Annotated in this window: 22 protein-coding genes, 1 tRNA gene and 2 pseudogenes; 14 read left to right on the top strand and 11 right to left on the bottom strand. The window is 62.3% G+C overall.

The genetic code is table 11. The features are described 5' to 3' along the window. Positions 1–7 precede the first annotated feature (7 nt). From IPK59_02240 to IPK59_02225, 4 genes are all read left to right on the top strand, one after another. Positions 8–967, top strand: coding sequence for an L-carnitine dehydrogenase (locus IPK59_02240; protein ID MBK8157648.1), 960 nt, complete (start codon positions 8–10; stop codon positions 965–967). Between the two features lie 3 nt (positions 968–970). Continuing rightward, the gene (locus tag IPK59_02235; GenBank protein ID MBK8157647.1) at positions 971–1,468 is read left to right on the top strand and encodes a thioesterase family protein; all 498 of its coding nucleotides are present in this window, start codon (positions 971–973) and stop codon (positions 1,466–1,468) included. Between the two features lie 5 nt (positions 1,469–1,473). Further along, complete coding sequence (locus IPK59_02230) at positions 1,474–2,634, top strand: acyl-CoA dehydrogenase family protein (protein MBK8157646.1); 1,161 nt, start codon at positions 1,474–1,476, stop codon at positions 2,632–2,634. A 206-nt stretch (positions 2,635–2,840) separates the two neighbouring features. Then, positions 2,841–4,844 (top strand): DUF4114 domain-containing protein, encoded by a 2,004-nt coding sequence (locus tag IPK59_02225; GenBank protein ID MBK8157645.1) that lies wholly within the window; start codon positions 2,841–2,843, stop codon positions 4,842–4,844. Positions 4,845–4,913: 69 nt separating this feature from the next. On the opposite strand, the gene caiD is transcribed toward IPK59_02225, so the two are convergent. Next, positions 4,914–5,711 carry a crotonobetainyl-CoA hydratase gene (caiD, locus tag IPK59_02220; protein MBK8157644.1) on the bottom strand — a complete coding sequence of 266 codons (798 nt, stop codon included), beginning with the start codon at positions 5,709–5,711 and terminating at the stop codon, positions 4,914–4,916. A gap of 120 nt (positions 5,712–5,831) precedes the next feature. Then, on the bottom strand, positions 5,832–6,854 hold the full coding sequence (locus IPK59_02215) for an NADP-dependent oxidoreductase (protein ID MBK8157643.1): 1,023 nt from the start codon (positions 6,852–6,854) through the stop codon (positions 5,832–5,834). Between the two features lie 344 nt (positions 6,855–7,198). On the opposite strand from IPK59_02215, the gene IPK59_02210 reads away from it, so the two are divergent. The 3 genes and pseudogenes from IPK59_02210 to cysC all read left to right on the top strand — a co-directional run bounded on the left by IPK59_02210 (position 7,199) and on the right by cysC (position 10,719). Further along, positions 7,199–7,939 (top strand): phosphoadenylyl-sulfate reductase, encoded by a 741-nt coding sequence (locus tag IPK59_02210; GenBank protein ID MBK8157642.1) that lies wholly within the window; start codon positions 7,199–7,201, stop codon positions 7,937–7,939. A 14-nt stretch (positions 7,940–7,953) separates the two neighbouring features. Next, a complete protein-coding gene (locus IPK59_02205; GenBank protein MBK8157641.1) occupies positions 7,954–8,769 on the top strand; it encodes a sulfate adenylyltransferase subunit 2 in 816 nt (271 codons plus the stop codon). Between the two features lie 20 nt (positions 8,770–8,789). Next, positions 8,790–10,719, top strand: a pseudogene (gene cysC, locus IPK59_02200) (adenylyl-sulfate kinase). Between the two features lie 3 nt (positions 10,720–10,722). On the opposite strand, the gene IPK59_02195 reads toward cysC, so the two are convergent. Further along, positions 10,723–10,941 carry a hypothetical protein gene (locus IPK59_02195; GenBank protein MBK8157640.1) on the bottom strand — a complete coding sequence of 73 codons (219 nt, stop codon included), beginning with the start codon at positions 10,939–10,941 and terminating at the stop codon, positions 10,723–10,725. Positions 10,942–11,078: 137 nt separating this feature from the next. On the opposite strand from IPK59_02195, the gene IPK59_02190 reads away from it, so the two are divergent. Then, positions 11,079–11,294: a hypothetical protein gene (locus IPK59_02190; protein MBK8157639.1), complete on the top strand. Its 216-nt coding sequence runs from the start codon at positions 11,079–11,081 to the stop codon at positions 11,292–11,294. Between the two features lie 125 nt (positions 11,295–11,419). On the opposite strand, the gene IPK59_02185 is transcribed toward IPK59_02190, so the two are convergent. The 4 genes from IPK59_02185 to IPK59_02170 all read right to left on the bottom strand — a co-directional run bounded on the left by IPK59_02185 (position 11,420) and on the right by IPK59_02170 (position 13,090). Continuing rightward, positions 11,420–11,683 carry a hypothetical protein gene (locus tag IPK59_02185; GenBank protein MBK8157638.1) on the bottom strand — a complete coding sequence of 88 codons (264 nt, stop codon included), beginning with the start codon at positions 11,681–11,683 and terminating at the stop codon, positions 11,420–11,422. A gap of 149 nt (positions 11,684–11,832) precedes the next feature. Further along, a tRNA-Leu gene (locus IPK59_02180) sits at positions 11,833–11,921 on the bottom strand. An 80-nt stretch (positions 11,922–12,001) separates the two neighbouring features. Continuing rightward, positions 12,002–12,763 carry a competence/damage-inducible protein A gene (locus tag IPK59_02175; protein ID MBK8157637.1) on the bottom strand — a complete coding sequence of 254 codons (762 nt, stop codon included), beginning with the start codon at positions 12,761–12,763 and terminating at the stop codon, positions 12,002–12,004. A gap of 9 nt (positions 12,764–12,772) precedes the next feature. After that, complete coding sequence (locus tag IPK59_02170; protein MBK8157636.1) at positions 12,773–13,090, bottom strand: hypothetical protein; 318 nt, start codon at positions 13,088–13,090, stop codon at positions 12,773–12,775. A 105-nt stretch (positions 13,091–13,195) separates the two neighbouring features. Here IPK59_02170 and sfsA point away from each other — a divergent pair, with 105 nt between their 5' ends. The 5 genes from sfsA to IPK59_02145 all read left to right on the top strand — a co-directional run bounded on the left by sfsA (position 13,196) and on the right by IPK59_02145 (position 17,844). Further along, positions 13,196–13,963, top strand: coding sequence for a DNA/RNA nuclease SfsA (gene sfsA, locus IPK59_02165; protein MBK8157635.1), 768 nt, complete (start codon positions 13,196–13,198; stop codon positions 13,961–13,963). A gap of 37 nt (positions 13,964–14,000) precedes the next feature. Further along, complete coding sequence (gene map / locus IPK59_02160) at positions 14,001–14,825, top strand: type I methionyl aminopeptidase (GenBank protein MBK8157634.1); 825 nt, start codon at positions 14,001–14,003, stop codon at positions 14,823–14,825. Beyond that, on the top strand, positions 14,815–15,540 hold the full coding sequence (gene radC, locus IPK59_02155; GenBank protein ID MBK8157633.1) for a DNA repair protein RadC: 726 nt from the start codon (positions 14,815–14,817) through the stop codon (positions 15,538–15,540). Before map ends, radC begins: the two co-directional genes overlap by 11 nt. 189 nt (positions 15,541–15,729) lie before the next feature. Further along, on the top strand, positions 15,730–16,362 hold the full coding sequence (locus IPK59_02150; GenBank protein ID MBK8157632.1) for a dioxygenase: 633 nt from the start codon (positions 15,730–15,732) through the stop codon (positions 16,360–16,362). 354 nt (positions 16,363–16,716) lie between these two features. Further along, complete coding sequence (locus IPK59_02145) at positions 16,717–17,844, top strand: DUF2336 domain-containing protein (protein MBK8157631.1); 1,128 nt, start codon at positions 16,717–16,719, stop codon at positions 17,842–17,844. 251 nt (positions 17,845–18,095) lie between these two features. On the opposite strand, the gene IPK59_02140 is transcribed toward IPK59_02145, so the two are convergent. Further along, positions 18,096–18,503: a hypothetical protein gene (locus tag IPK59_02140; protein ID MBK8157630.1), complete on the bottom strand. Its 408-nt coding sequence runs from the start codon at positions 18,501–18,503 to the stop codon at positions 18,096–18,098. A 205-nt stretch (positions 18,504–18,708) separates the two neighbouring features. Here IPK59_02140 and IPK59_02135 point away from each other — a divergent pair, with 205 nt between their 5' ends. After that, positions 18,709–19,368 carry a hypothetical protein gene (locus tag IPK59_02135; protein ID MBK8157629.1) on the top strand — a complete coding sequence of 220 codons (660 nt, stop codon included), beginning with the start codon at positions 18,709–18,711 and terminating at the stop codon, positions 19,366–19,368. On the opposite strand, the pseudogene IPK59_02130 reads toward IPK59_02135, so the two are convergent. From IPK59_02130 to IPK59_02120, 3 genes and pseudogenes are all read right to left on the bottom strand, one after another. Next, positions 19,352–20,375, bottom strand: a pseudogene (locus IPK59_02130) (histone deacetylase family protein). The gene IPK59_02135 and the pseudogene IPK59_02130 sit on opposite strands and share 17 nt — an antisense overlap. A 66-nt stretch (positions 20,376–20,441) precedes the next feature. Then, on the bottom strand, positions 20,442–21,626 hold the full coding sequence (locus IPK59_02125) for an aminotransferase class V-fold PLP-dependent enzyme (GenBank protein ID MBK8157628.1): 1,185 nt from the start codon (positions 21,624–21,626) through the stop codon (positions 20,442–20,444). Positions 21,627–21,760: 134 nt separating this feature from the next. Then, a complete protein-coding gene (locus IPK59_02120; protein ID MBK8157627.1) occupies positions 21,761–23,866 on the bottom strand; it encodes an acetate--CoA ligase family protein in 2,106 nt (701 codons plus the stop codon). Positions 23,867–23,917: the final 51 nt, after the last annotated feature.

Here is a 23,917-nt window from a genome sequence, read left to right as displayed (position 1 = left end):
AACAAACATGATCTCGAACATCAAGAAATGCGCCATCATCGGCACCGGCGTCATCGGCAGCGGCTGGGCGTCGCGCTTCCTCGCCGCCGGTCTTGACGTGGTCGCCTGGGATCCGGGCAAGGGCTCGGAAGCACAGCTGCGCGCCAATGTCGCCAATGCCTGGCCCGCCCTGGAGAAGGTCGGACTGAAGCCCGGCGCCTCGCAGAGCCGCCTCACCTTCGTGGCCACCGTCGAAGAGGCTGTCCGCGACGCCGATTTCATCCAGGAAAGCGCCCCAGAACGCGAAGACCTGAAGACCAAGCTACATGCCCAGGTGACGGCGGCGGCGAAGCCTGACGCGATCATCGGCTCATCGACCTCCGGTCTGTTGCCGTCGGATTTCTACAAGGAAGCAAAGAACCCCGAGCGCTGCCTGGTGGGTCATCCGTTCAACCCGGTCTATCTGTTGCCGCTGGTCGAAGTCTGCCCCAGCAAATGGACCTCGCCGGAAGCGGTGCAGACCGCGATCGCTTTCTACAAGAGCCTCGGCATGCGACCCTTGCATGTGCGCAAGGAAGTCCCGGGTTTCCTCGCCGACCGCCTGCTCGAAGCCGTGTGGCGCGAAGGTCTGCACATGGTGAAAGACGGCTACTGCACCACCGGCGAGTTGGATGACGCGATCCGCTTCGGCTTCGGCATCCGCTGGTCGTTCTTCGGCATGTATATGATCTATCACATGGCCGGTGGCGAAGCCGGCATGCGGCACTTCATGGAACAGTTCGGCCCGGCGCGGGACCTGCCCTCGACGCATCTCAAGGCCCCGCCGCTGACCGAGGACCTCATCGACAAGATCGTCGAGGGGACTGAGAAGCAGGCCGGCACGCATTCGATCAAGTCGCTCGAACGCCTGCGTGATGATTGCATCATCAGCGTCATCAACGCCGTCACCGAAGCCAAGGCCAAGCATGGCTGGAAGTACGAGGATTAAGGGATGAGCGCCCCGCTCCGCACGATCGACCTCAAGCCGCATCGCGAGGTGGTCCGGCCCGAATGGGCCGACTACAACAATCACCTCAACGACGCCTTTTATCTGGTCATCTTCAGTCACGCGACCGATGCGGTGATGGACCAGATCGGGCTCGATGCGGCGGAGCGGGAGCGCACCAAACACTCGCTGTTCACGGCCGAGCTGCACCTCAATTACCTGAAAGAGGTCAAGGTCGGCACTGAAGTCCGTGTCGAGACGACCTTCCTCGGGCATGATGCCAAGCGCCTCCACATTTTCCACACCATGTATCGCGGCGACGACGATGAGCCGGTTGCAACCAACGAGCAGATGCAGCTCTCCATGGACATGACCGGGCCACGGGTGGCTCCGCTCCAACCGGCGGTGCTCTCCAGGATCGAAGCGATCACGGCCGAACACGCCAAGCGAGACAAGCCGGCCCAGATGGGCCGTTCGATTGCATTACCGCCTAAGAAGGGTTGACGGACATGAACTTTGGATTGACCAGCGAGCAGCAGATGCTCGTCGAGGCGATGCGTGCCTTCGTCGACACGGAACTCGTGCCCTATGAGAACGAGGTCGAGAAGACGGACCAGGTGCGCCCGGAGCTGATTCACCAGATCCACGAACGCGCCATCAAGTCCGGCTTCTATGCGCCGAACATGCCGGAGGAGCTGGGTGGCGGTGGCCTGGATCATCTCGCCCTCACCCTGCTCGAGCGTGAACTGGGCCGCACCAGTTTTGCCCTGCAATATGCGGTGCATCGCCCCAGCAACATCCTGCGCGCCTGCAATGACGAGCAGAAGGAACGCTATCTGCTACCGACCATCCGCGGCGAGCGCATCGAATGCCTTGGGATTACCGAACCAGATGCAGGCTCTGACGTGCGCTCGATGAAGACCCGCGCCGAGGCCGATGGCGACGATTTCATCCTCAATGGCACCAAGCACTTCATTTCCTATGCCGATGTCGCCGACTACATCATCCTTTTCGCGGCGTCCGGCGTCGAGGAAACCAAGCGCGGCCCGAAGAAGCTGATCACGAGTTTCCTCATCGACAAGGACACGCCCGGGCTCGACGTCCATATGGGCTCGCGCTCGGTCAGCCATCGCGGCTTCCATCATTGCGAACTGGTCTTCTCGAACTGCCGGGTCCACAAGCGCCAGGTACTGGGCGAGGTGCATCACGGCTTTGACGTTGCCAACACCTGGCTGGGCGCCACGCGCCTGACCGTGGCGGCGCAATGCGTCGGCCGCGCCCAGCGGGCGATGGAGATGGCCACCCAATGGGCCGCCACCCGCAAGCAGTTCGGCCAGTCGATCGGCAAGTTCCAGGGCGTCTCGTTCAAGCTTGCCGACATGGCGACCGAGATCGAGGCCGCCAACCTCCTGGTGCTGCAGGCGGCCTGGAAGACGGCCGAAGGCATGGTGCAGGACCAGGACTACGCGATCGCCAAATTGTTCTCGACCGAGATGCTGGCGCGGGTCACCGACAAGGCCGTGCAGATCTTCGGCGGCATGGGGCTGATGGAGGAGACCGGCATCGAACGCTTCTGGCGCGATGCGCGTGTGGAACGGATCTGGGACGGCACCTCCGAGATCCAGCGGCACATCATTTCACGAGCTTTGCTGCGGCCGTTTGAAAGCTAAATGCACGTGTAAATTCGTCCCTAACCCAAGGCGAATTCGACGCAAATCCGTTATCAAGAGGTTAATGCGCGAGGACATACGGGGTTTTTCGGCGATTCCAACTTGATCAACACACGTGCGTATGCGGAATGGGGCCGTTCGTCACTATGCTTTGAGGGCTGTCGGTATAACTCTCTCCTCAGACAATCATGAGGAAGGCCGCCACCATGGCGCAGTTGGTCAAAATCGGTAACTACATGGTCGAAATCGACGGCACCCGTCTGGTGTTCTTTGATGCCAATGGCAACCAGAAGGGTGCACCCCAGGACCTGACAGACGCAGAACAAGTCGCCCTCCCCGACGGTACCACCATTCCGGTCGCACAATTCACTGACCTACTTGCCGGCAACACCGATGCGCTGGCCAATTTTCAAACGGCAGCGGGCGCACCGGCCAGCACGGATCTTCCCGGCTCCGAGGTAAACAGCGGCGGTGGGCGGTTTGCGACCTTCGAAGGCCAGGAAGGCATCGGCGGCTTTACCGCTATCGGCGGTCTCAAGCAGACCGAACTGCACTATCAGCGCCTGGATACGAACCCGGACAATGAGATCGTCGAGGCCGCTGCACCGGAAGCCGTCGGGCCGCAAGGACCCGTGATCGTCGCCGAAGGCGGCTCGGTCGATTTCCATATCACGCGCGTCAGCAGCGACCAGAACCCGATCGGCGACATGAAGGTCGGCGACTATCTGACCTCCGGCGGCAAGGAAGGTCGCGCCATCGACCCCAGCATGATCAACGGCGTCAGCGCCCAAAACCTGACCTTGGCGGAGAGCGTCGAGGTCAAGGTCGGCTTCGTGTCAGAAGGTGCCGGTTACAAGTCCATGGTCGGCGTCTATGCCTATGACATCGACGGCAAGATCGACCCCGACAGCCTGCAATTCCTGTGGCTCGATGCCACGCAGGCCAAAGAGAATGTCGTCGGCGGCGCTTTGGCCAAGGATTTCCTCGGCAACAGCCAGCCGATGGAAATCTCGCTCGGCAACCTCCCGGCTGATACCAAGCTCGGCTTCTTCTTCATCGCCGATGGTGCCAGCAAAGGCACCAACCAAAACCTGCTGAAGGGTGTCGCTGGTGTGGACCGCAAGGGCAACGACTATGCCAAGGATCTCGATGCCATCAACAGCCAGCTCAGTTTCAAGGTGGACGGCAATGGCAACGGCCAGGTTCTGGTTAGTGGCAAGCCGCTCGCCGGCAACATCTATTTCACCCATGACAAGACACTCAACACCGACAGCGTCGGCAAGGATATCGAGCACACACTGTCAGGCGTTCCCGCCAAGGCCGACGGCAAGCTCTATGTCGGCTTCGAGGATCTGGCCGGTGGTGGTGACCGCGACTATCAGGATGTGGTCATCAGTGTCGATATCGGCCAGTACAACGTCAACAAGCTGACCCAGACTGCGACGCAGCCCACTGTCGACCTCTCCGATGTCGACAGCACACACCTTGCCAGCGTCATCATCACGACAGCCGGTTTCCATGCCGGCGACACGCTGAATCTGCCGGCAAACGCCCTGTTTGACGTCCAGGCCAGCCAGAACGGCAACGATACCGTCTTTACCGTGACGGCAAAAAGTGGCGCGGAGAGCGTCGACACCTTCGAGGATTTTCTCAACCACACTTATTTCTCGACCGCCAACACCGATGAAGGCGACCGCACCATCACCTATCAGGCGGTGGATACCGACAATACGTTGTCGAATGTGGCTGACGTCGCGGTGCATGTCAGCGCCACCTTCGAGATTTCCGTCTCAGAGCTCAACGGCATGGATCATTTCGGATCGGGCGACGACACATTGCATCTCAACAAGGGCCTGTCTGGCGCGTTCGACATGGGTGCCGGCGAGGATACCGTGCATCTTGCCCAGACCGGGATGAGCTTCGACCACAGCCACGCCCAGAAGCTGGACAATGTCGAAGTACTTGATGCGCTAGGGGCCGGCAACAACAAGGTCTCGATTTCGATCGACGACGTGCTGGATCTCACAGATGGTTACCACCATCTCACCATCCTCGGCGAAGCTGGTGACGCGCTCACCTTGACGGGCGATGGCGGCCATAGCTGGACGGTGACTGAACAGGGCGCCGACTTCACCACCTACAGCTATGATGATGGCATCCACCAGGCGATCGTCGAAGTCAGCAACCAGATGGCCCAGATTGTCGTCTGAGGACCTCGACCCGACATAAAAAGGGGCGCTCCGCAATTGCCGAGCGCCCCTTTTTTGTTCGAGTAAGGCTCAACCGCCCTTGAAATCGGCCTTGCGCTTCTCGGCGAAGGCCTTGACGCCTTCCTTGGCATCGGCCGAGGAATCCGCCGCTTCATAGGTTTTCATCGTGCCGGAGCGGATCAGCTTGAAGCTGTCCTCGACCGAGACGGCTTCCATCGAACGCACGCATTCCTTCAGCGCCTGCACGGTGAGCGGTGCGCCCGTGGCGATGAGGTCGGCCCATTCCCGCGCCGTCTCCATCAGCTTTTCCTTCGGCACCACCTTGTTCACCAGACCGTAATGCGCGGCCTCCTGCACCGGCATGCGCCGGCCGATGAGCAGGATCTCCATGGCGATGTTGTAAGGCAGGCGCTTGGGCAGGCGCTGCACGCCGCCTGAATCCGGCACGATGCCGAGCGGCAGTTCGGGCAGCGAGAATTCAACATGCTCCGAGGCGATGATGAGGTCAGCCGCCAGCGCCAGTTCCCAGCCGCCGCCGATGCACAGGCCGTTGACCGCGGCGATGACCGGCTTGTTGAGGTCCCAGAGTTCCGTGAGGCCCGCGAAGCTGCCGGGGCCGTAATCGTGCTTCCACCATTTGCCGACGAGGTTCTGCGCGGCCGCGGCCTTCAGATCCCACCCCGCCGAGAAGATCTTCTCGCCGGCCGCGGTAATGATGCCGACGCGCAGATCCGGATCGTCACGCAGCAGGCAGAACGCATGGCCGAGCTTGCGCGAGGTCTCGATATCGATCGCGTTCACCTTCGGCCGATCGAGCGTGATCTCCAGCACGTGGCCCCGACGCTCAACCCTTACGGCTTCAGTCATTTTCAGCACCCTCTATTCACGCCCAGGAAGACCCCTCCTGCATAGGCGGCGCACTATGGATTGGATGACGAATTTCGACAAGAGAAGCAGGGATTACGACATAGCCCCACCGGCAGCCAGTCAATCGGCGACCTTCACCAGCAGCTTGCCGAAGTTCCGGCCCTTGAGCAGGCCGATGAAGGCGTCGGGCGCATTTTCCAGCCCCACCACGATGTCCTCCTTGTATTTGATAGCTCCCGCTTTCAGCCAGGCAGCGACATCGCGGCGGAAATCGTCGGCCTGGGCTGCGAAATCACTGACGATGAAGCCGCGCAGATTGAGGCGCTTTGAGAGCACCGCGCGCATCAGCTGCGGCAGGCGGTCGGGACCGGGGCGCAGGCCTTCCTCATTGTAATGGGCGATGAGACCGCAGACCGGCACACGGGCAAAATCGTTGAGCAGTGGAAATACCGCCTCCCAAACATGGCCGCCGACATTCTCGAAATAGACGTCAATGCCGCGTGGGGCTGCCTTGGCCAATTGCGCGGCAAAGTCCGGTGCGCGGTGATCGAGCGCCACGTCGAAACCGAGTTCGTCGGTGAGATAGCGGACCTTGTCCGCCCCGCCGGCGATGCCCACCACGCGGCAACCCTTGAGCTTGCCGATCTGCCCCACCAGGGAGCCCACGGGACCGGTCGCCGCTGCAACCACCAGAGTCTCGCCGGGTTTCGGCTGGCCGATATTGAGAAGGCCGGTATAGGCGGTCATGCCCGGCATGCCCAGCACCCCCAGGGCGGTCGAGATCGGCGCCAGGCGGGGATCGACTTTCTGCAAATCGGCGCCGTTGCTGATCGCATGGCTCTGCCAACCGGTCCGACCCTGGACGAAGTCACCGGGGTTGAAGTCGGCATGGTGCGACTGGAGCACGCGGCTCACCGCGCCGCCCACCATCACGCCGCCGATCTCTATCGGGCTCGCATAGGATTTCGCGGCACTCATCCGGCCGCGCATATAGGGATCGAGGGATAGAAAGAGCGTTTCCAGCAGAACCTCGCCGGCCGCAGCCACAGGGAGCGGCGTTTCGATCAGGCGGAAATTGTCCGCGCTCGGTTCGTCTGTCGGCCGGGAAGCCAGGACGATCTGCCGATTTGTCTGGATGCTCATTTCACACTCTTTCCGATAACAATTGGTCCGTCGCTCGACATGTATGAGTCTGCCTCAGGTATGCAACAAAGATGCAGCATTCTCCCGCAATCGCGACCTGCTGTACAGACGTTCACCTAATTGCATAATAAATAGTCATAAATTATCCATATCCCCAATGCTGGAGTATTGAACCCGCCTTACGTCATATTTCACACCTCAGAATGATATCTGTTAGTTCAAATATTACACTGCGTTCGTTAAAATCAATTGACCCCCGGACAGAGCATGCTAAATCATTTCACATCAGATAGACTATTTAACGCTTCGTTGTGTGTATTAGTCGGCGGAGCGCGGGACAGACCATGCAACTCGACCAGATCTCCTCGGATGTCATCGCGACGCCACTCGAATCCATCACGGATCAGGCGGCGCTGGTGCGCGCCCTCAATGCGCGCTTTGCCGACGCATCGCCGCTGGAGATCCTCGACGCAGCGATCAACGAACTGTTCCCAAAGCGCATCAGCCTGGTCTCTTCCTTTGGTGCTGAATCCGCCCTGCTGCTGCAGTTCCTGAACCTGGTCGATCCGTCGACCCCCATCCTCTTCCTCGACACCGGCAAGCATTTCGACGAAACGCTGATGTACCGCGACATCCTTGCCGGTCGTTTCGAGTTCACCGATCTCCGGTCGCTGGAGCCCGATACCGCGGCGATCGCCAGGCATGATCCGGACGGCACGCTGTGGTCGACCAATCCCGATCTCTGCTGCCAGTTGCGCAAGGTCGATCCGCTTGATCGTGCCCTAGCACCCTTCGATGCCTGGATCACCGGCCGCAAGCGCTATCAGAATAGCGCGCGCGCCGCATTGCCGGTGTTCGAAAGCCTCGCCGGCCGCGTGAAGGTGAACCCATTGGCGCGCATGACAGCCGCCGACATCGAGGCCGCCTTCAAGCAGTACAAGCTGCCGCAGCATCCGCTCGTCTATGACGGCTACAAATCAATCGGCTGCAAGCCCTGTACCATCCGTGTCGCCGATGGCGACGACGCACGTGCCGGCCGCTGGGCCGGCCAAGACAAGACCGAATGCGGTATCCACCGCAATTGAAAGACCAGAAGATCATGAGCCAGAGTGAGAATTCCCAATCCGATCTCGACCAGTTGGAAGCGCAGAGCATCTTCATCCTGCGCGAAGCCTATAGCCGCCTGAAGCCGATCACCATGCTGTGGTCGCTGGGCAAGGATTCCAACGTCATGGTCTGGCTGGCGAAGAAAGCCTTCCTGGGACATGTGCCGTTCCCGGTGACCCATGTCGATACCGGCAAAAAATTCGCGGAGATGTATGATTTCCGCGACCGCTATGCCAAGGAATGGATCCTCAACCTCATCGTGCGCGATTGCCCGCCGGTCGAGGAGATCGACCCGACCTTGCCACCGGCCGCACGCTCGGCTGCGCGCAAGACCATCGGCTTGAAGCGCGTCATCGAGGAATTCGGTTTCAAGGGCGTCATCGCCGGCATCCGCCGCGACGAGCAGGCAACCCGCGCCAAGGAACGCGTCTTTTCGCCCCGTGCCGATGGCGGCGCCTGGGATTTCCGCGACCAGCCAGCCGAGTTCTGGGATCATTTCAATGCCGGCCTGCCGGACGGCGCTCATATGCGCATCCACCCGCTGCTGGCCTGGACCGAGCTCGATATCTGGCGATATGTGCAGCGCGAGCAGATTCCGCTGGTGCCGCTCTATTTCGCGCGCAATGGCCAGCGCTACCGTTCCTTGGGCGACCAGGACATCACCTCGCCGGTGCCGAGCCACGCCAACAGCCTCGATGAAATCATCGCCGAGCTTCGCTCGACCAAGACGTCGGAGCGCGCCGGCCGCGCCATGGACCATGAACGCGAGGACGCCTTCGAGCGTCTGCGCGCCACCGGTTACATGTAAGCGCAGAAGGAACAGAGATCATGACCGTGCTTCCCCATCTCGGGCCGAAGGCCATTGTGACGACAGCCAATGACGATGCGGCGCCCCAAGCCGCGCGCTTTCCCTTTGCCATCGTCGGCCATGTCGATCACGGCAAATCGACCCTGATCGGCCGCCTGCTCCATGACACGGGCAGCCTGCCCGAAGGCAAGCTTGCCGAACTCCAGGCCGCCAGCGACAAGCGCGGCGGCACGCTGGAGTGGTCGTTCCTGCTGGATTCGTTCCAGGCAGAACGCGACCAGGGCATCACCATCGACACGACGCAGATCTTCTTCCAGACCGCGAAGCGTCCCTATGTCATCATTGATGCCCCGGGACACAAGGAGTTCCTGAAGAACGCCGTCTCCGGTGTCGCGCAAGCCCAGGCAGCGCTTCTCGTCATCGATGCCGCGGAAGGTGTGCGCGAACAGTCGCGCCGCCATGCTCTCATCCTCCAGCTCCTGGGATTGCGGCAGGTCGCGGTCATCGTCAACAAGATCGACCTCATCGCCTTCGACCCCGTGCGCTTCCAGAGCGTCGCCGACGAGATCACCGCCTTCCTTGCCGAACTGGGCCTGACACCCCAGGCGATCGTGCCGATCTCGGCGCGCCATGGCGACAACATCGTGACGCGCTCGGCGCAGACCCCCTGGTACCAGGGCAAGACGGTGATCGATCTCCTCGACGGTTTCGAGGCCGCGCGCCCGGCCACGGAATTGCCGTTGCGCCTGCCCGTGCAGGATGTGTTCAAGTTCGACCACCGCCGCCTGGTCGTGGGCCGCATCGAAAGCGGCCGCATCAAGGTCGGCGACACGCTGACCTTCGCCCCCACCGGCAAATCGGCCAAGGTCGCCAGCATCGAGACCTGGAACGCGGCACCGCAGATCGCGGCTGCCGCGGGTCAATCGGTCGCTCACCCTTGATGATGAACTGTTCATCGAGCGCGGCATGGTGGCAAGCCATGCCGAACGCCAGCCGCACCTCACCCATGAAGCGGTGCTTCGCCTGTTCTGGCTGGACACTGCGCCGCTGGAACCCGGCGATCGCATCACGCTCAAAGTCGCGACCTCGGAATATGCCGTCGCCGTCGAAGGCATCCGCGCCGTCATCGACGTCGATTCCCTCGAGCGCCAGGTCGCCGACCGCGTGCAGCAGAACGGCATCGCCGAAGTGCTGGTGCGCAGCCGCCATCTGATGGCGATCGACGTGGTGGATGAACTGACCAAGACCGGCCGTGCCGTGCTGGTGCGCAATGGCGACATTGTCGGCGGCGCTGTGATCCTCGGCCGCGCCGGCGAGGCCAAGCTTGCGGAAGAACCGCGCCTGCTGTTCAGCCCGGACCATCTCGTTACCAACCAGGCGCGTGCCGCCGCCAACGGCCACCAGGGCGCTGTCATCTGGCTCACGGGGCTTTCCGGGTCCGGCAAGTCGACGCTTGCCATGGCGCTGGAGCGTGAGCTCTTTGCCAAGGGCCGCCAGGTTTATGTGCTGGATGGCGATGCGTTGCGCTCCGGCCTCAACAACGATCTGGGCTTCGGGCCAGAGCAGCGCGTCGAGAACATCCGCCGCACGGCGCAGGTGGCGCGCCTCTTCGCCGATGCCGGCCTCATCGTCGTCACCTCGCTCATTTCCCCTTACGCCGCCGAGCGCGAGAAAGCGCGCAACATCGTGGGGGCCAATTTCCACGAAGTTTATGTGCAGGCCGACCTTGCCACCTGCGAATCCCGCGATCCGAAAGGCCTCTATGCCCGCGCCCGGGCCGGCGAGATCCGCAACTTCACCGGGATCGACGCGCCCTATGAAGCACCGAACAAGGCCGACCTCGTGGTCGACACGGCGGCCACCAGCCCGGAAGCGGCGTTGAAGGATCTCGTCCGCTATGTCGAGAACGCCGTGAAGGTGGCCCCCGCGCAGGAGAGCGCCCGGGCCTAGGCGCTAGCCACCCAGCAGCTGGTCGATCTCCTGCCGGCTCGCCCCCAGGGCGAGGTCGGACATCTTGGTGCCCGAGATGAGATCGACCCCCTGCCGCTTGAACGCCGCTTTGGCCTCGTCGGATTCCGGCGTGATCTCATAGCGCATGAAGGTGCCGCCACCGGCGGTCGTGCCCGTAGCAATGACGATCCGGCAACCGCGGTGGTGATAGGTTTCGCTCATCGGCAGCCTTTCCTGAAGCGATCCGGAGTGTGCCGATACCTCCACACCCGAACAAGACCTTTGCGCCACGCGCGATCAGGCTGCATGCTGCGGCCTTGTCGGCTCACCGGCGGGAGAAGCTCAAGGGGGAGGTCAGATTGGCGTTCGTCATTCCGTATCGCGGCTGCAAGATCCGCCTCACCACCGGCGAATGGGTCGGGCCCAAGGAGTTCGCGGGCTACGCCGTGGAGGGTTCAAACCCGACCACGAAGAAGGCGCTCGCCCTGAAGCCGATCAAGGGCCGCGCTGCCGCCGACAAGGCGCTCGACGCCGCCAAGCACCAGATTGACCAGCTATTGGGGAAGTCGCGCTAGTGCTCTATCGGTTGCTATTGCGGCGGGGGATATAGACCCGCGCATTGCCACAGAGGCGCTGCCGGTTCCACGCATCCCGCGAGCCCAGATATTTGGTTGTCTCCGCCTCGCTGATGCCGTTCTGGTCATAGCAGACATTGCGGGCTGTGCTCGCACATCAAACCCTGCCGCGGCGAAAAGCGATTGGCCCCCAGATAGCCATTGCTTGCCCCCGTCGGCTGACTCCAAGCATTGGCATAACCATAGGGCGATGGATTGCCATAGGCATAAGGCGACACATCGATGCCGAACTCGGAATAGACCGGCCGCGGCACGGTCGCTTGCGGCGGATTGTCCGGCGTACAGGCGCCCAGGGCAAGGCCGACCAGGACAAGGGATCCCCAACGCATGGCTATCCTCCCGCGCTCTATTGCGCTGATCGCAAGAACGCTATCTCGGCTCCGAGGTTCCATCCAGCCAAAGTGGCGGGCAATGGTCGCGAGCGGCACACCCCATAGATCTTGCGCGCGAACTCCCCCCGTTCAACGGCAATGTCTGTTGGTGCCCGCTGCCGGACTCGAACCGGCACGAGACTTTCGTCTCTCAGGATTTTAAGTCCTGTGTGTCTACCAATTCCACCAAGCGGGCTGGCTTTCGGATGAGGGTTGACCGAAGCGACATAGCGTTTTGCGCAGGGTTCGGCAACTCCCCCGCGCATCCCTTGGCCTTCACGCCACCGGGTCGCCGTCGATGGGCTCGGCGCCGAGGTTGCGGATGATGGTATGGAGTTCCAGGGCCGAGGCGTCGATCAGCGCCTGGTCGGTGCCGCGGATGACGAAGCTGGCGCCGAACTTGCCCTGTCGGAAGAACGGGTATGAGCCGATCTCCAAGGCCGGATAGCGGTCCTGGAGGGCGCCCAGATCCTTGGCGATGGCGCCTTCGCCGACATAGCCGGCGACCGTGCGCGAGAGCACCTTGTCGCCGCCCTTGAGCGAACCCTTGATGCCGTCGAACATGGCCTGACAGATGCGTGGCACACCGGCCAGCACGAACACGTTGCCGATCTGGAAACCCGGCGCCACCGAGACCGGGTTGTCGATCAAGGTCGCCCCTTCCGGCGTGTGCGCCATGCGCATGCGGGCCTCGGTGATGTTGTCGGGGCCGTAATGATCGCGCAGCAGCTTGCCGGCCACCGGATGCAAGGTGAGCGGCAAGCCGAAGGCCTTGGCGATCGAGGCCGCGGTGATGTCGTCATGGGTTGGGCCGATGCCACCGGTCGTGAACACATAGTCGCATTTTGCACGCAGCTCGTTGACCGTGGCGACGATCGTGGCCTCGACATCGGGGATGAAGCGACCCTCGACCAGGCGCACACCAACGGCGGTAAGGCCGCTCGCGATATAGCCCAGATTGAGGTCCTTGGTGCGGCCGGAGAGAATCTCGTTGCCGATGACGAGGACGGAAGCCGTCACGATCTTGGGGTCGGTCATATTCTCTCTCTATTGCCGTACGTAGCCCAGGGCCTGCATGCAGGAGTCAACAATATCGTCATAGCGCTGGCCCGATTGATAGCCGGACATGCCGCTCTCCGCCAGCGGATCGCCGAAGGCGCCGCTGCCTTGCGTAGCGGCGATGTCATGGTCGATGCCGCGGTCGACCTTGGTCTGGGCCCGCGCTTCCGCCTCGCACTGATCGAGATCGGACCGGGCCTGGTCGGGATCGCCGCCGCTGGGCTGGGTCCAGTTCGACCCCTTGTCGAAAAGGGAACAGGCGCCGAGGAGGCTGAGCGACAGCGCCAGGATGAGGATGTTACGCATGAAAGCTATCCTTGGATTTGGGTTGCGGTAACTTGCCGGGAACGCCGCCTTGATGCAACAAAGGCCGATTGTCGTCGCGTTTCCAGGGAGCAGAACGCCGCAGCCATGCTTTTCGATCCGCCCTTGCTGCCCGCCCGCCTGATCCGGCGCTATAAAAGGTTCCTGGCCGACATGGCTTTGCCCGACGGAAGCGAGATCGTGGCCCATTGCCCCAATCCGGGCTCGATGCTGGGCCTCGCTGAGCCGGGATCGCCCTGCTTCCTGTCGGTAAAGACCGCCAAGGGTCGCAAGCTCGATTTCGGCTGGGAACTGGTCAGTGTCGAGGGCGGCGCCTGGGTCGGCATCAATACCGCCTACGCCAATCGGATCGTGGCGGAAGGGCTTGCCGCCGGCAGGATTCCGGGCTTGCCGCAGGGTGGGAGCTGGCGGCCGGAAGTGGCCTTCGGCAGTGGCACGCGCTTCGATTTCGCCCATACCGGGGATGATGGCGCCCTCCTCTATCTCGAGGTGAAAAGCGTCACCCTGTCGCGCAGGGTCGGCCTGGCCGAGTTTCCGGATGCCAGAACCGAGCGCGGCCTCAAACATCTCCACGCGCTGTCCGCCGCCGTGGCGCTGGGCTACCGCGCCGTTCTCCTGTTCCTGGTGCAGCGATCTGATTGCCGGACCTTACGCATCGCCGCCGATATCGACCCGCTCTACGCCGCCGGAATCAAGGCCGCGCTGGCCGCCGGAGTCGAGATCATCGGGGTCGCCTGGGAGGTAGCGCCTTCGAATTTCCCTAGCAAATCCAATCACTTTGACCCATTAGAGCAAGGGTGGCATGCGGTCGCGGGGGTTGCACCGGGCCGGGGGTGGGCGTATCTAGCTTGTTAACTCATTTTTCAGCCAGCAGTGGATAGCGAAGCACGAAATGCAAAAGAAGGACGTTGAGAGCGACTGGATCGACGAAGGCCAGAAGATCAAGCTGCACAAGCCGGCGGATTTCGCCGCCATGCGCAAGGCCGGTCGCCTCGCCGCGGAAACGCTCGATTTCATCACGCCGCATATCGTTCCCGGGATCACCACCGAGGCGATCGACAAGCTGTGCCACGATTTCATCGTCGCCCACGACGCCATCCCTGCCCCGCTCAATTATCGCGGCTTCCCGAAATCGGTCTGCACCTCGGTCAACCATGTGGTGTGCCACGGCATCCCGGGGCCGAAGAAGCTGCAGGACGGCGACACGCTCAACATCGACGTCACCGTTATCCTCGGCGGTTGGCATGGCGACACCAACCGCATGTACAATGTCGGCAAGGTCGGGGTGCAGGCGCAGCGCCTGACCGAGGTCACCTATGAAGCGATGATGCGCGGCATCGAGGCAGCCAAGCCCGGCGGCACCTTCGGCGATATCGGCCATGCCATCCAAAGCTTTGCCGAGAAGAAGAACTTCTCTGTGGTGCGCGATTTCTGCGGCCATGGCATCGGCAAGGTGTTTCACGATTCACCCTCGGTGCTGCATTTCGGGCGCAAGGATACCGGGCCGGAGATCAAGCCCGGCATGTTCTTCACCATCGAACCGATGATCAATGCCGGCACCTGGCAGGTGAAGATCCTGGAAGACGGCTGGACCGCCGTCACCCGCGACAAGAAGCTCTCGGCCCAGTTCGAGCATACGATCGGTATCACCGAGACCGGTCCCGAGATCTTCACGACCTCGCCCACCGGTCGCCATTTGCCGCCCTATGCCGCCTAAGGCCGTGACCGCGCCGGCTGCCGAGACGCCGCATTATCACGGCCATCGGCAGCGCCTGCGCGAACGGTTTCTTGCCGGCGGTGCGGCGGCGCTCGCTGATTACGAGCTCCTCGAACTGCTGCTCTATCTCGCCATCCCGCAGAGGGATGTGAAGCCGCTAGCGAAGGACCTCATCGCCCGCTTCGGCAGTTTCGGCGCGGTGATGGCGGCGGAGCCGGCACAATTGATGGAAGTCTCCGGCATCAAGGAAAACAGCGCCGTCGCCATCAAGACGGTGCAGGCGGCGGCCCTCCTCATGCAGCGCCAGCAGGTCCTCGACCAGCCGGTGCTGGGGTCATGGAAAGCGGTGCTCGATTACTGCCATTCGGTCATGGCCCATGACCAGAACGAGCAGTTCCGCCTGCTGTTCCTCGACGGCAAGAACGCGCTTATCGCCGACGAGGTGCAGAGCCGTGGTACCGTCAACCATGCGCCGGTCTATATCCGCGAGGTGGTGAAGCGCACCCTCACCCTCGGCGCCAGTTCGATCATCATGGCGCATAACCATCCGACCGGCGATCCAACACCCTCGCGCGACGATATCGAGATGACGCGCGCGGTGAAGCTCGCTCTGGAGCAGGTCGGCGTCTCGGTTCACGACCACATCATCATCGGGCGCAAGGGCCATGCGAGCCTTCGCTCCATGGGCTATCTCGACGGCCCGAAGAAACGCTGAAGCCAAAGGACGATCCCATCTTGAACAATGCCGCTGCCACCGCCATGCCGGTCCTGTTTATCTCCCATGGCAGCCCGACCCTCGCCTTCGACGATGCCGGCGGCGCGATCTCTCGTGCGCCCGGCACGCGACTGCCGCGGCCCGGGCGATCCTGTGCATCCGGCGCATTGTGCATCAGCGCTTCCCTCGGTGACCGGCAGCGATGCGCCCAGCACGATCCATGATTTTTATGGCTTTCCCCAGGCGCTCTACGATCTCCGCTATGACGCGCCGGGCGATCCGGACCTTGCCACACGTGTCGTGAAGCTCCTTGAGGAAGGTGGCCAGAACGCGCTCATCAGCAGCGACCGCGGCCTCGATCACGGCGTCTGGAGCCCGCTCATCCTCACCTATCCGCGATCCGGCATTCCGGTGGTGCAACTCTCGCTCATGCATCATCGCACACCGGCGGAGCACGTCGCCCTCGGCCGCCTGCTCACACCGTTGCGGGACGAAGGGGTGCTGATCCTGGGATCGGGCGGCGCCGTCCACAACCTGCGCGCCCTCGACTGGAACAACCGCACCGGCATCACGCCCTGGGCCGGCGAGTTTGACCAATGGCTCGGCGACAAGATTGTTGCAGGCGACATCGCAGCACTCAGCGACTACCGCGCCCAGGCACCGAATGCCACTGTCGCCCATCCCAGCGAGGATCACATCCTGCCGCTGTTCGTGGCCTTGGGGGCGGCGGCCGGCAAAGAGCCTGTGGCCGAAGGCACGCTCCTTCACCGCAGCTTCACTTATGGCAGCCTCAGCATGAGTTCCTTCGGCTGGGGTGTCTAAGAGTTCGCGCGCATGAGCGCGGAGCGCCCATGGTCCAGAAGGGCATCTTTGCTGTCCATTCGGTCGATATTTTTGCTGGATGGGAAAAGTCTCGCCCCACGTCGTCGCCTCGGTGGCACGCGCCCCATGGGTACTAACTAACAGATATATTTAACTTAAATTTTCCGGTTCAGCGCCATCACTGTTCGGACGTGTGGAAAAAGCCGAAAATGGTGCCCACACTATCGTGGCAGCATGTACCGGCCAATTTAACAATCTAGTAACGATCCCGGCCCTATCGTTTTCTGAACAAAGGATACTCGGCCGCCCCACTTCAACCCGAACGCTTGCCCAAGCCGAATTACGAGAAAAACAGTGATCGCCACCGACGTTCGCATGCTGGTCGATTTGGCCCGTGACAAGTCCAGTCATGGTCGATCGAGCCTTGTCACGGCCATCGGCGACCTGATGGAGGATTCCGGCCGCATCCTGACGCTTCAGGAAAAGGCCCTGATGAACGACATCCTGAAGAAGCTCATTCAGGACGTCGCCCGGCCGATCCGCAAGGCATTGGCCGAGAAACTCTCGCTATCACCCAACGCGCCACAGGAAATCGTCAACCTGCTGGCCAATGACGAATTCGACATCGCCTCACCGGTGCTGTTGAAGAGCGATCTTCTCACCGACGAAGATCTGGTCGAGATCGTGCGACATCGCACCCTCAGCCATCGCCTCGCCATCGCCATGCGGCGCAGCGTCAGCACGCTGGTGAGCGACGCACTGGTCGGTACGGCATCGGTCGATGTCATCAAAGCCTTGCTGGAAAATCACGGCGCCCAGATCGGCGATGCGACGATGACGTATCTGGTGCAGCAATCCGAGAGCGTCGACGAATTCCAGGAACCGCTGCTGCGCCGCAAGGATCTGCCGACCGACCTCTCCAAGAAGATGTATGTCTGGGTTTCGGCTGCGTTGCGTCAATACATCATTGAACATTATCCGGTCGACAAGACCGAACTCGACCTTACCGTCGCCAAGGTGGCAGAAGACATCGCGGCGCATGACGGCGACAATTCCAGCCGAGCCGAAGATGCCGCCATGGCGCTGGCCGAACAGCTTGCCAAGCGTTCCGAACTGACTGCCGACATGCTGGTGAAGACATTGCGCCGGGGCGAGATCGCCTTGTTCGAGGCAATGCTGGCGCAGATGATCGGCCTGCGGCCACAAGTTGCGCGTAAACTTATCTATGAAGACGGCGGCGAAGGCCTGGTGATCGGCTGCCGGGCCTGCAACATCAACCGCACCGACTTCACCGCCCTGTTCCTCATGCTGCAACGGGCGCGGCCTGGCGACCTTGCCAACAATCCTTATCAACTGTCGCGTTCGATGGAGATGTTTGATCGCCTGAAGCCGGACACGGCACGCAAGGTGGTCGAACGCTGGAAGATCAACCCCTTCTTCCTGAAATCCATCCGGCGGCTAGAAAACCATCCGCAAAAATGACGAGCATGCGGGACAAGCTCCGCCTGGTGAAGCCAGAGCCGGCCGCCGCGCCCCGCCACCCCAACGCCGAACAGATCAAGCAAATATTCGCGCAACGGCTGTTCGACTTCGGGTCACCGCTCTACTTGATTGACTCGAGCGGTCGCCTGACCTGGTCCAACCTTCCCTACCGGCAACTCAGCGACAGACTCGCTTTGCCGGATGGACTGGTGACACTGCTTCCACTTGGCGCACTCATTGCGGATGCAAAGTCACATGACCGTGTCGCGCGACGCGACGTCGCCGTGACTCTCGATGGCCGCAATCAAATCCTGCACACGCACCACGTCTTGCTGGCCGACCGTAACGGCAAGCTGACGGGGCTTGCCGGTCTGGTCGAGCCGATCGATACCGGTGCCGAGCTGTCCACCGAACTTGCCAGGGCGCAGGAACGGTTCGACGACATCGTGCGGCTCACTTCGGACTGGGTCTGGGAAATCGACCCGGATCTCAATATCACGCTGATCTCCGACCGCGTGACAAAGGTGCTTGGCTTCCTGCCGCGCGAACTGGTCGGGCGAAAACTGCCGGGTCTCGCCGACAGCGATGCAGGGACCATTTCCATCACCCAGCGTTTCGCCAGCATGGCGCCCTTTCGCGACCACCGCTTCGAGGCACACACGAAACTGGGGGAAGTACGCCTCTTTCTCCTGAGCGGCGTCCCCATCTTCTCCCCACGAGAGCGGTGCTCATATCGGCTTTCGCGGAACAGCGAACGATATCACCGACCTGACGCGCCGCGAGCATTCACTGATCCAGTCCAAGGAGAGCGCCGAGATCGCCAATCGCGCCAAATCCGATTTCCTCGCCAATATGAGCCACGAGTTGCGCACGCCGCTCAACGCCATCATCGGCTTTGCGGACCTGCTGACGCGGCAGATGCAGGAACCCGAGATCGATGGCCGCGCCCAGGAATATGCGGCCGATATCCAGTCCAGTGCCAGCCATCTGCTTGCCATGATCAACGACATCCTCGATCTGTCAAAGATCGAGGCGGGTCGCCTCGATCTCAACGAGGAAGAGATTTCGATCCCGATGCTGTGCGAACCGGCATTGCGCATGATCCAGGACCGCGCGCGTGCCGCTGAACTCGATCTCGTAAGCGAACTGTCCGACGATCTGCCGTTGGTGCTGGTCGACCATCGGCTGACCCGGCAAATCCTTCTCAACCTGTTGTCCAATTCCGTAAAGTTCACACCCGCAGGCGGCAAGATCACGGTACGCGCCTATCGCGGTCCGGAACGCGACCTCGTCATTGAGGTTGAAGACAATGGTATCGGTATTCCGGAAAGCGATGTCGACCGCGTGCTCGAACCCTTCGTTCAGGTGGAATCGCATCATGCCCGCCGCTATGCCGGCACAGGTCTTGGCCTTGCGCTCTCGCGGCGGCTTGCGGAACTGCATGGCGGCCGCCTCTCCCTGATGAGCCAGATCGACCATGGCACCAAGGTCGGGCTCCACATACCGGCTACGCGCCTGTGTTGAAGCCCTCCAGGAACGCCAGCAGGTTCTGGCCCAGTTCCGGACAAAGATAACCGCCTTCCTGTACCAGCACGCTTGGCAGCCGCAAGGCGGCAAGGCGCGCGGCGATGCGACGAAAGCCATCTTCCGTTACCGCAAGGCCGGCAAAGGGTCTCCGCAAAGGCATCGAGACCGAGCGCGACCACGATGGCCTCGGCGCCGAAGCTCCGCACCTTCGCCAATCCCACCTCTAGCGCGGCGAGGAAGGTGTCGTCGCCACTACCAAGCGGCAGCGGCAGATTGAGATTGGCGCCGGCCCCTGCCCCGCTCCCCATCTCGTCCGCATAGCCCCAGAAGAACGGATAAAAATTGCTGGGATCGGCATGGACCGAGACGGTCAACACATCGCCGCGTTCGTAGAAGATGCCTTGCGTGCCATTGCCGTGATGAAGATCGACATCGACCACCGCGACCTTGTCGTACTTCCCGCGCAGCAATTGCGCGGCGATGGCACTGTTGTTGAGATAGCAGAAGCCGCCCGCCATATCGGCAAAGGCGTGGTGCCCCGGCGGGCGGCACAGCGCGTAAGCAGCGTCGGCGCCATCGCGGACCATCTGTGCCGCGGCGATGGCGCAATCTGCGCTGGCGAGAATGGCCGGAAAACTGTCCGCATCGATCGGACAGGCGGTGTCGACCATGTGATAGCCGGCCTGACCGATGACCGACTGGGGATAGCCAAGGCCGCGGCCATTGGGATGAATGTTGGGGATGATGCTCTCGGATGCTCCCGGCAGGGCACGCCAGCGCTCATGCCCGGTTTCCAGGAAAGCGAGATAGCGCGCGTCATGCACGGCGGCGATGGCGGCCCGGTCACCAGCCGGCGGCACACTGACAGGATGTCCGACGGCAACGAGGGCAGATTGCAGGGCCAGCACCCGCGCCGGTTGTTCCGGGCAGGGCTTCCACTGGCCACGCACCAGGAAATCGCGCGGCGCATGGCGCAATTGCACATCGGAAAAGAAAACCTGCATCACCCGGCCTCGGCTGCGTTGACGGGAGCGCAGCATCGGCCGGGTGTCAGGGCAAAGGCAAGCGCGTTATTCGGCGGCGAGGCGCGCCGGCTGGGCGGCCTGATCGGCAAGATAGTTGAGGGCTGCCTGCACCCCGCCCGACTGGTGCGGGATTTTGGCGGCAGCCAACCCCATCTCGACGCCGAACAGGGCACCGCCCAGCATCAGGTCGTTGGTATCGCCCAGATGACCGATGCGGAAGGCCTTGTCGGCGAGACGGCCGAGACCACCGCCCAGCGGCATGTTGAAGCGATCGAACACCAGCTTGCGGAACGCATCGGCCGAATGACCGTCCGGCATAAAGGCCGCGGTGATCGAGCGGCTGTAATCCTTGGGCTCGGCACAGACGATGTCGAGACCCCAGCCGCGGATGGCGCGACGCGTCGCTTCGGCATGGCGGGCATGGCGCGCAAAGATGTTCTCAAGCCCCTCTTCGTCGATGAGGTTCAAGGCTTCGCGCAAGCCGAAGAGCAGATTGCAGGCCGGCGTGTAAGGGAAATTGCCGCCCAGATACGATTCCCAATCCCAATAGCTGCGCGGCAGCTTCGCCTGCTCCGACGCAGCAAACGCCTTTTCACTGACGGCACAGAAAGCCAAACCCGCCGGCAACATCAAGCCCTTTTGCGAACCGCCGATGGCGACATCGACGCCCCATTCATCCATGCGGAAATCAGCGCTGCCGAGAGACGAGATGGTGTCGACCATCAACAGGGCCGGATGGCCGACGCGGTCCATGGCCTGACGGATCTCGGCCACCCGCGTCATGCAGCCATTGGCGGTTTCGTTATGCACCAGCAGGACCGCCTTGACCTTCTTCTCGTGATCGGCGGCAAGGGCTGCTTCGATCTGCGTGGGATCGGGGGCGCGGCGCCAATCGGTCGCCAGCGTCTCGACCTCGAGCCCCAGCTTCTTCGCCATGCTGGTCCACAGCAGGGCGAACTGGCCGCTGTCGAAGCCCAGAACCTTGTCGCCCGGCGACAGCGTGTTGACGAGGGCGGATTCCCAGGCGCCGGTGCCCGACGCCGGGAAGATGATCACCGGCTGCGTGGTCTTGAAGATCGGCTTGATACGGGCGAGGAGTTCGCTGGCCAGCCGGGCGAATTCGGGTCCGCGATGATCCAATACGGGTGCCGCAATGGCGCGCAGCACGCGCTCGGGAATATTGGTCGGACCAGGTATCTGCAGAAATTGCCGCCCGGGCTGATAGGTCATCGAACTCCCCTGCTGTTGATAATGTCGCGATCGACGTCATCAACGTGAGGTGCCGTGAACTTGCGGGCTGGCCCGAAAGCGACGTCGATCAATGATCGAACGCCGATCTCGGAGAGAAACGTGGCAGCGCGTTGCTACTTGTCCGCCTGGACAATTAGTGCATCAACCGCGACGGCGCCTTGCGGCAGAACCATCAGCGGGTTGACGTCGAGCTCGACGAGATCGGCGCGATGCGCCTCGGCATAATCCGCGACCGCCATGACAGCGCTGACAACGGCATCGATGTCGCCGGCGGGCTTGCCGCGATAGCCGCGCAGCAGCTTGGCGATCTTGAGGCCGTGAATGGCCTTCTCGACGATCCGGCGATCGGTCGGCAACAGCAACAGCGCTGAATCCTCGACCATCTCCACCAGAATGCCACCGGCACCGACCACCAGGGCCAGGCCGAATTGCGGATCGCGCTTCACACCGATGATGAGCTCGGCCACCACATCGCGCACCATGGCCTCGACCAGCACCTTCTCGATCTTCAGGCCGGGCTGATAGGCTGCGACCGAATTGTGCATCTGTGCAACTGCCGCTGTGACCTCGGCTTCTGATTTGAGATTGACCGCGACGGCACCGGCTTCGGTCTTGTGGGCGATGACCGGCGCCGCCACCTTGACGACCACCGGGAAGCCCAGCTCGGCGGCGGCTTTTGCCGCCTCGCTCGGCGCCACGATGCGGCTTGCCGGCGATTTCAACCCATACTTCGCCAAAGTCTGCTTGGCGTCATGCTCGGAGACGATCCGGGTCGGCCCGTCCAGCAACGCTGTCTGCGGCATGATGAGATTGTCGGCCGCGGCCGAGGTCAGATGATCGCGCTGATAGGCGAAGCGCGCGGCGGCGGCGAAGGCGCGCATTGCTTCCGGCAGTCCCTGCATGGGTGCCGCATGACGCGTCGCCATCCGCGCCCGCACCCGCGCCGGCAGCAGCTCGGGCAGAGTCGCGGTCACGATCGGCATTTTGCCGTGTGTCTCGCAGGCAGCCATGATCGCATTGACCGAGGCATCGCAGGCCCGCTCGCTCGCCTCGCCATCGACGGCGTAATCGAGGATCAGCATGCCGGCGTCATAGTCACCGCGCATCACCGTACCGAAGCACTTGGTGAGCAGATCCTCATGGCTCCATAGCGAGGTGTTGTAATCGAGCGGGTTGGTGACGGAGGCAAAGTTGGGCAACTGCTGCTTCAAATCCGCCACCTGGTCCGGGCTGTGCGGATTGAGCGGCACATCCAGTTCCTCGGCGAGGTCGGCCGTCATCAGCCCATCACCACCCGAGCAGGTGAACACGGCAAGGCTCTTGCCCTTGGGCAGGCCCGCGATCGAGATCAGCTTCATGGTCTCGAGGAGATCCGGGATCGAATTCACCCGGATGACGCCCAGCCGTTCGAACAGCGCGTCATACATGCGGTCGCTGCCGGCGAGCGACGAGGTATGGCTCATGGCAAGCTGACTGCCGAGTTCCGATTTGCCGGCCTTGAGCGCGATGAGCGGCTTGCCGTTGGCAAGGGCCTTGGCCGCCGCGCGGCTGAAGGCCGGCACATCGCTGATTGCCTCGATATAGAGGCCGATCGCCGTCACTTTCGGGTCCTCGGCCAAGGCGTCGACGAAGTCGGCGACGTTCAGGACAACCTGGTTGCCCGAGGTGATGACATAGGCAAACGGCACCGAGCGATCATTGCAGGTCAGGTTGAGCGCGATGTTGCCGCTCTGCGCCACCAGAGCGCAGCCGGTCTCGACTTTCTGCCCATTGTGTCCGGTCGGCCAGAGCACGATCCCGTTCAGATAGTTGAGGATGCCGTAGCAATTGGGCCCGACCACGGCAAGATCGCCCGCCGCCTCGATGAACTTCTTCTGGAGCTCGATCCCCTCGCCGCCCACTTCGGCAAAGCCGGCGGCATAGCAGATCGCCCCGCCGGCACCGCGCGCGTTGAGTTCCTTCAGCATCTCGATGGTGCCTTCGCGTGGCACAGCGATGAAGGTCGCATCCGGTGCCTCGGGCAGCGCCGCCACCGAGGGGTAGCATTTGCGCCCGCCCAGTTCCTCGTATTTCGGGTTCACCACCCAGACCTCGCCGGCAAAGCCCGCGGCGTCGCAGCGCCGGATCGCATCCGCCATGGCCTGTCCGCCGATGATGCAGACGTGGCGCGGCTTCAAGAGCCGCCGGATATTGTTCTGGCGCGTGGTGAAGGTGGTCATGGCTGGGATTCCAATATCGAAGTGATCCAGTAGGTGTGCTAATAGCAAGCC

It is taken from the genome of Rhodospirillaceae bacterium, from assembly GCA_016712715.1.
Classification (GTDB): Bacteria; Pseudomonadota; Alphaproteobacteria; order Dongiales; family Dongiaceae; genus Dongia.
This window is presented reverse-complemented; position numbering and strand designations above follow the sequence as displayed.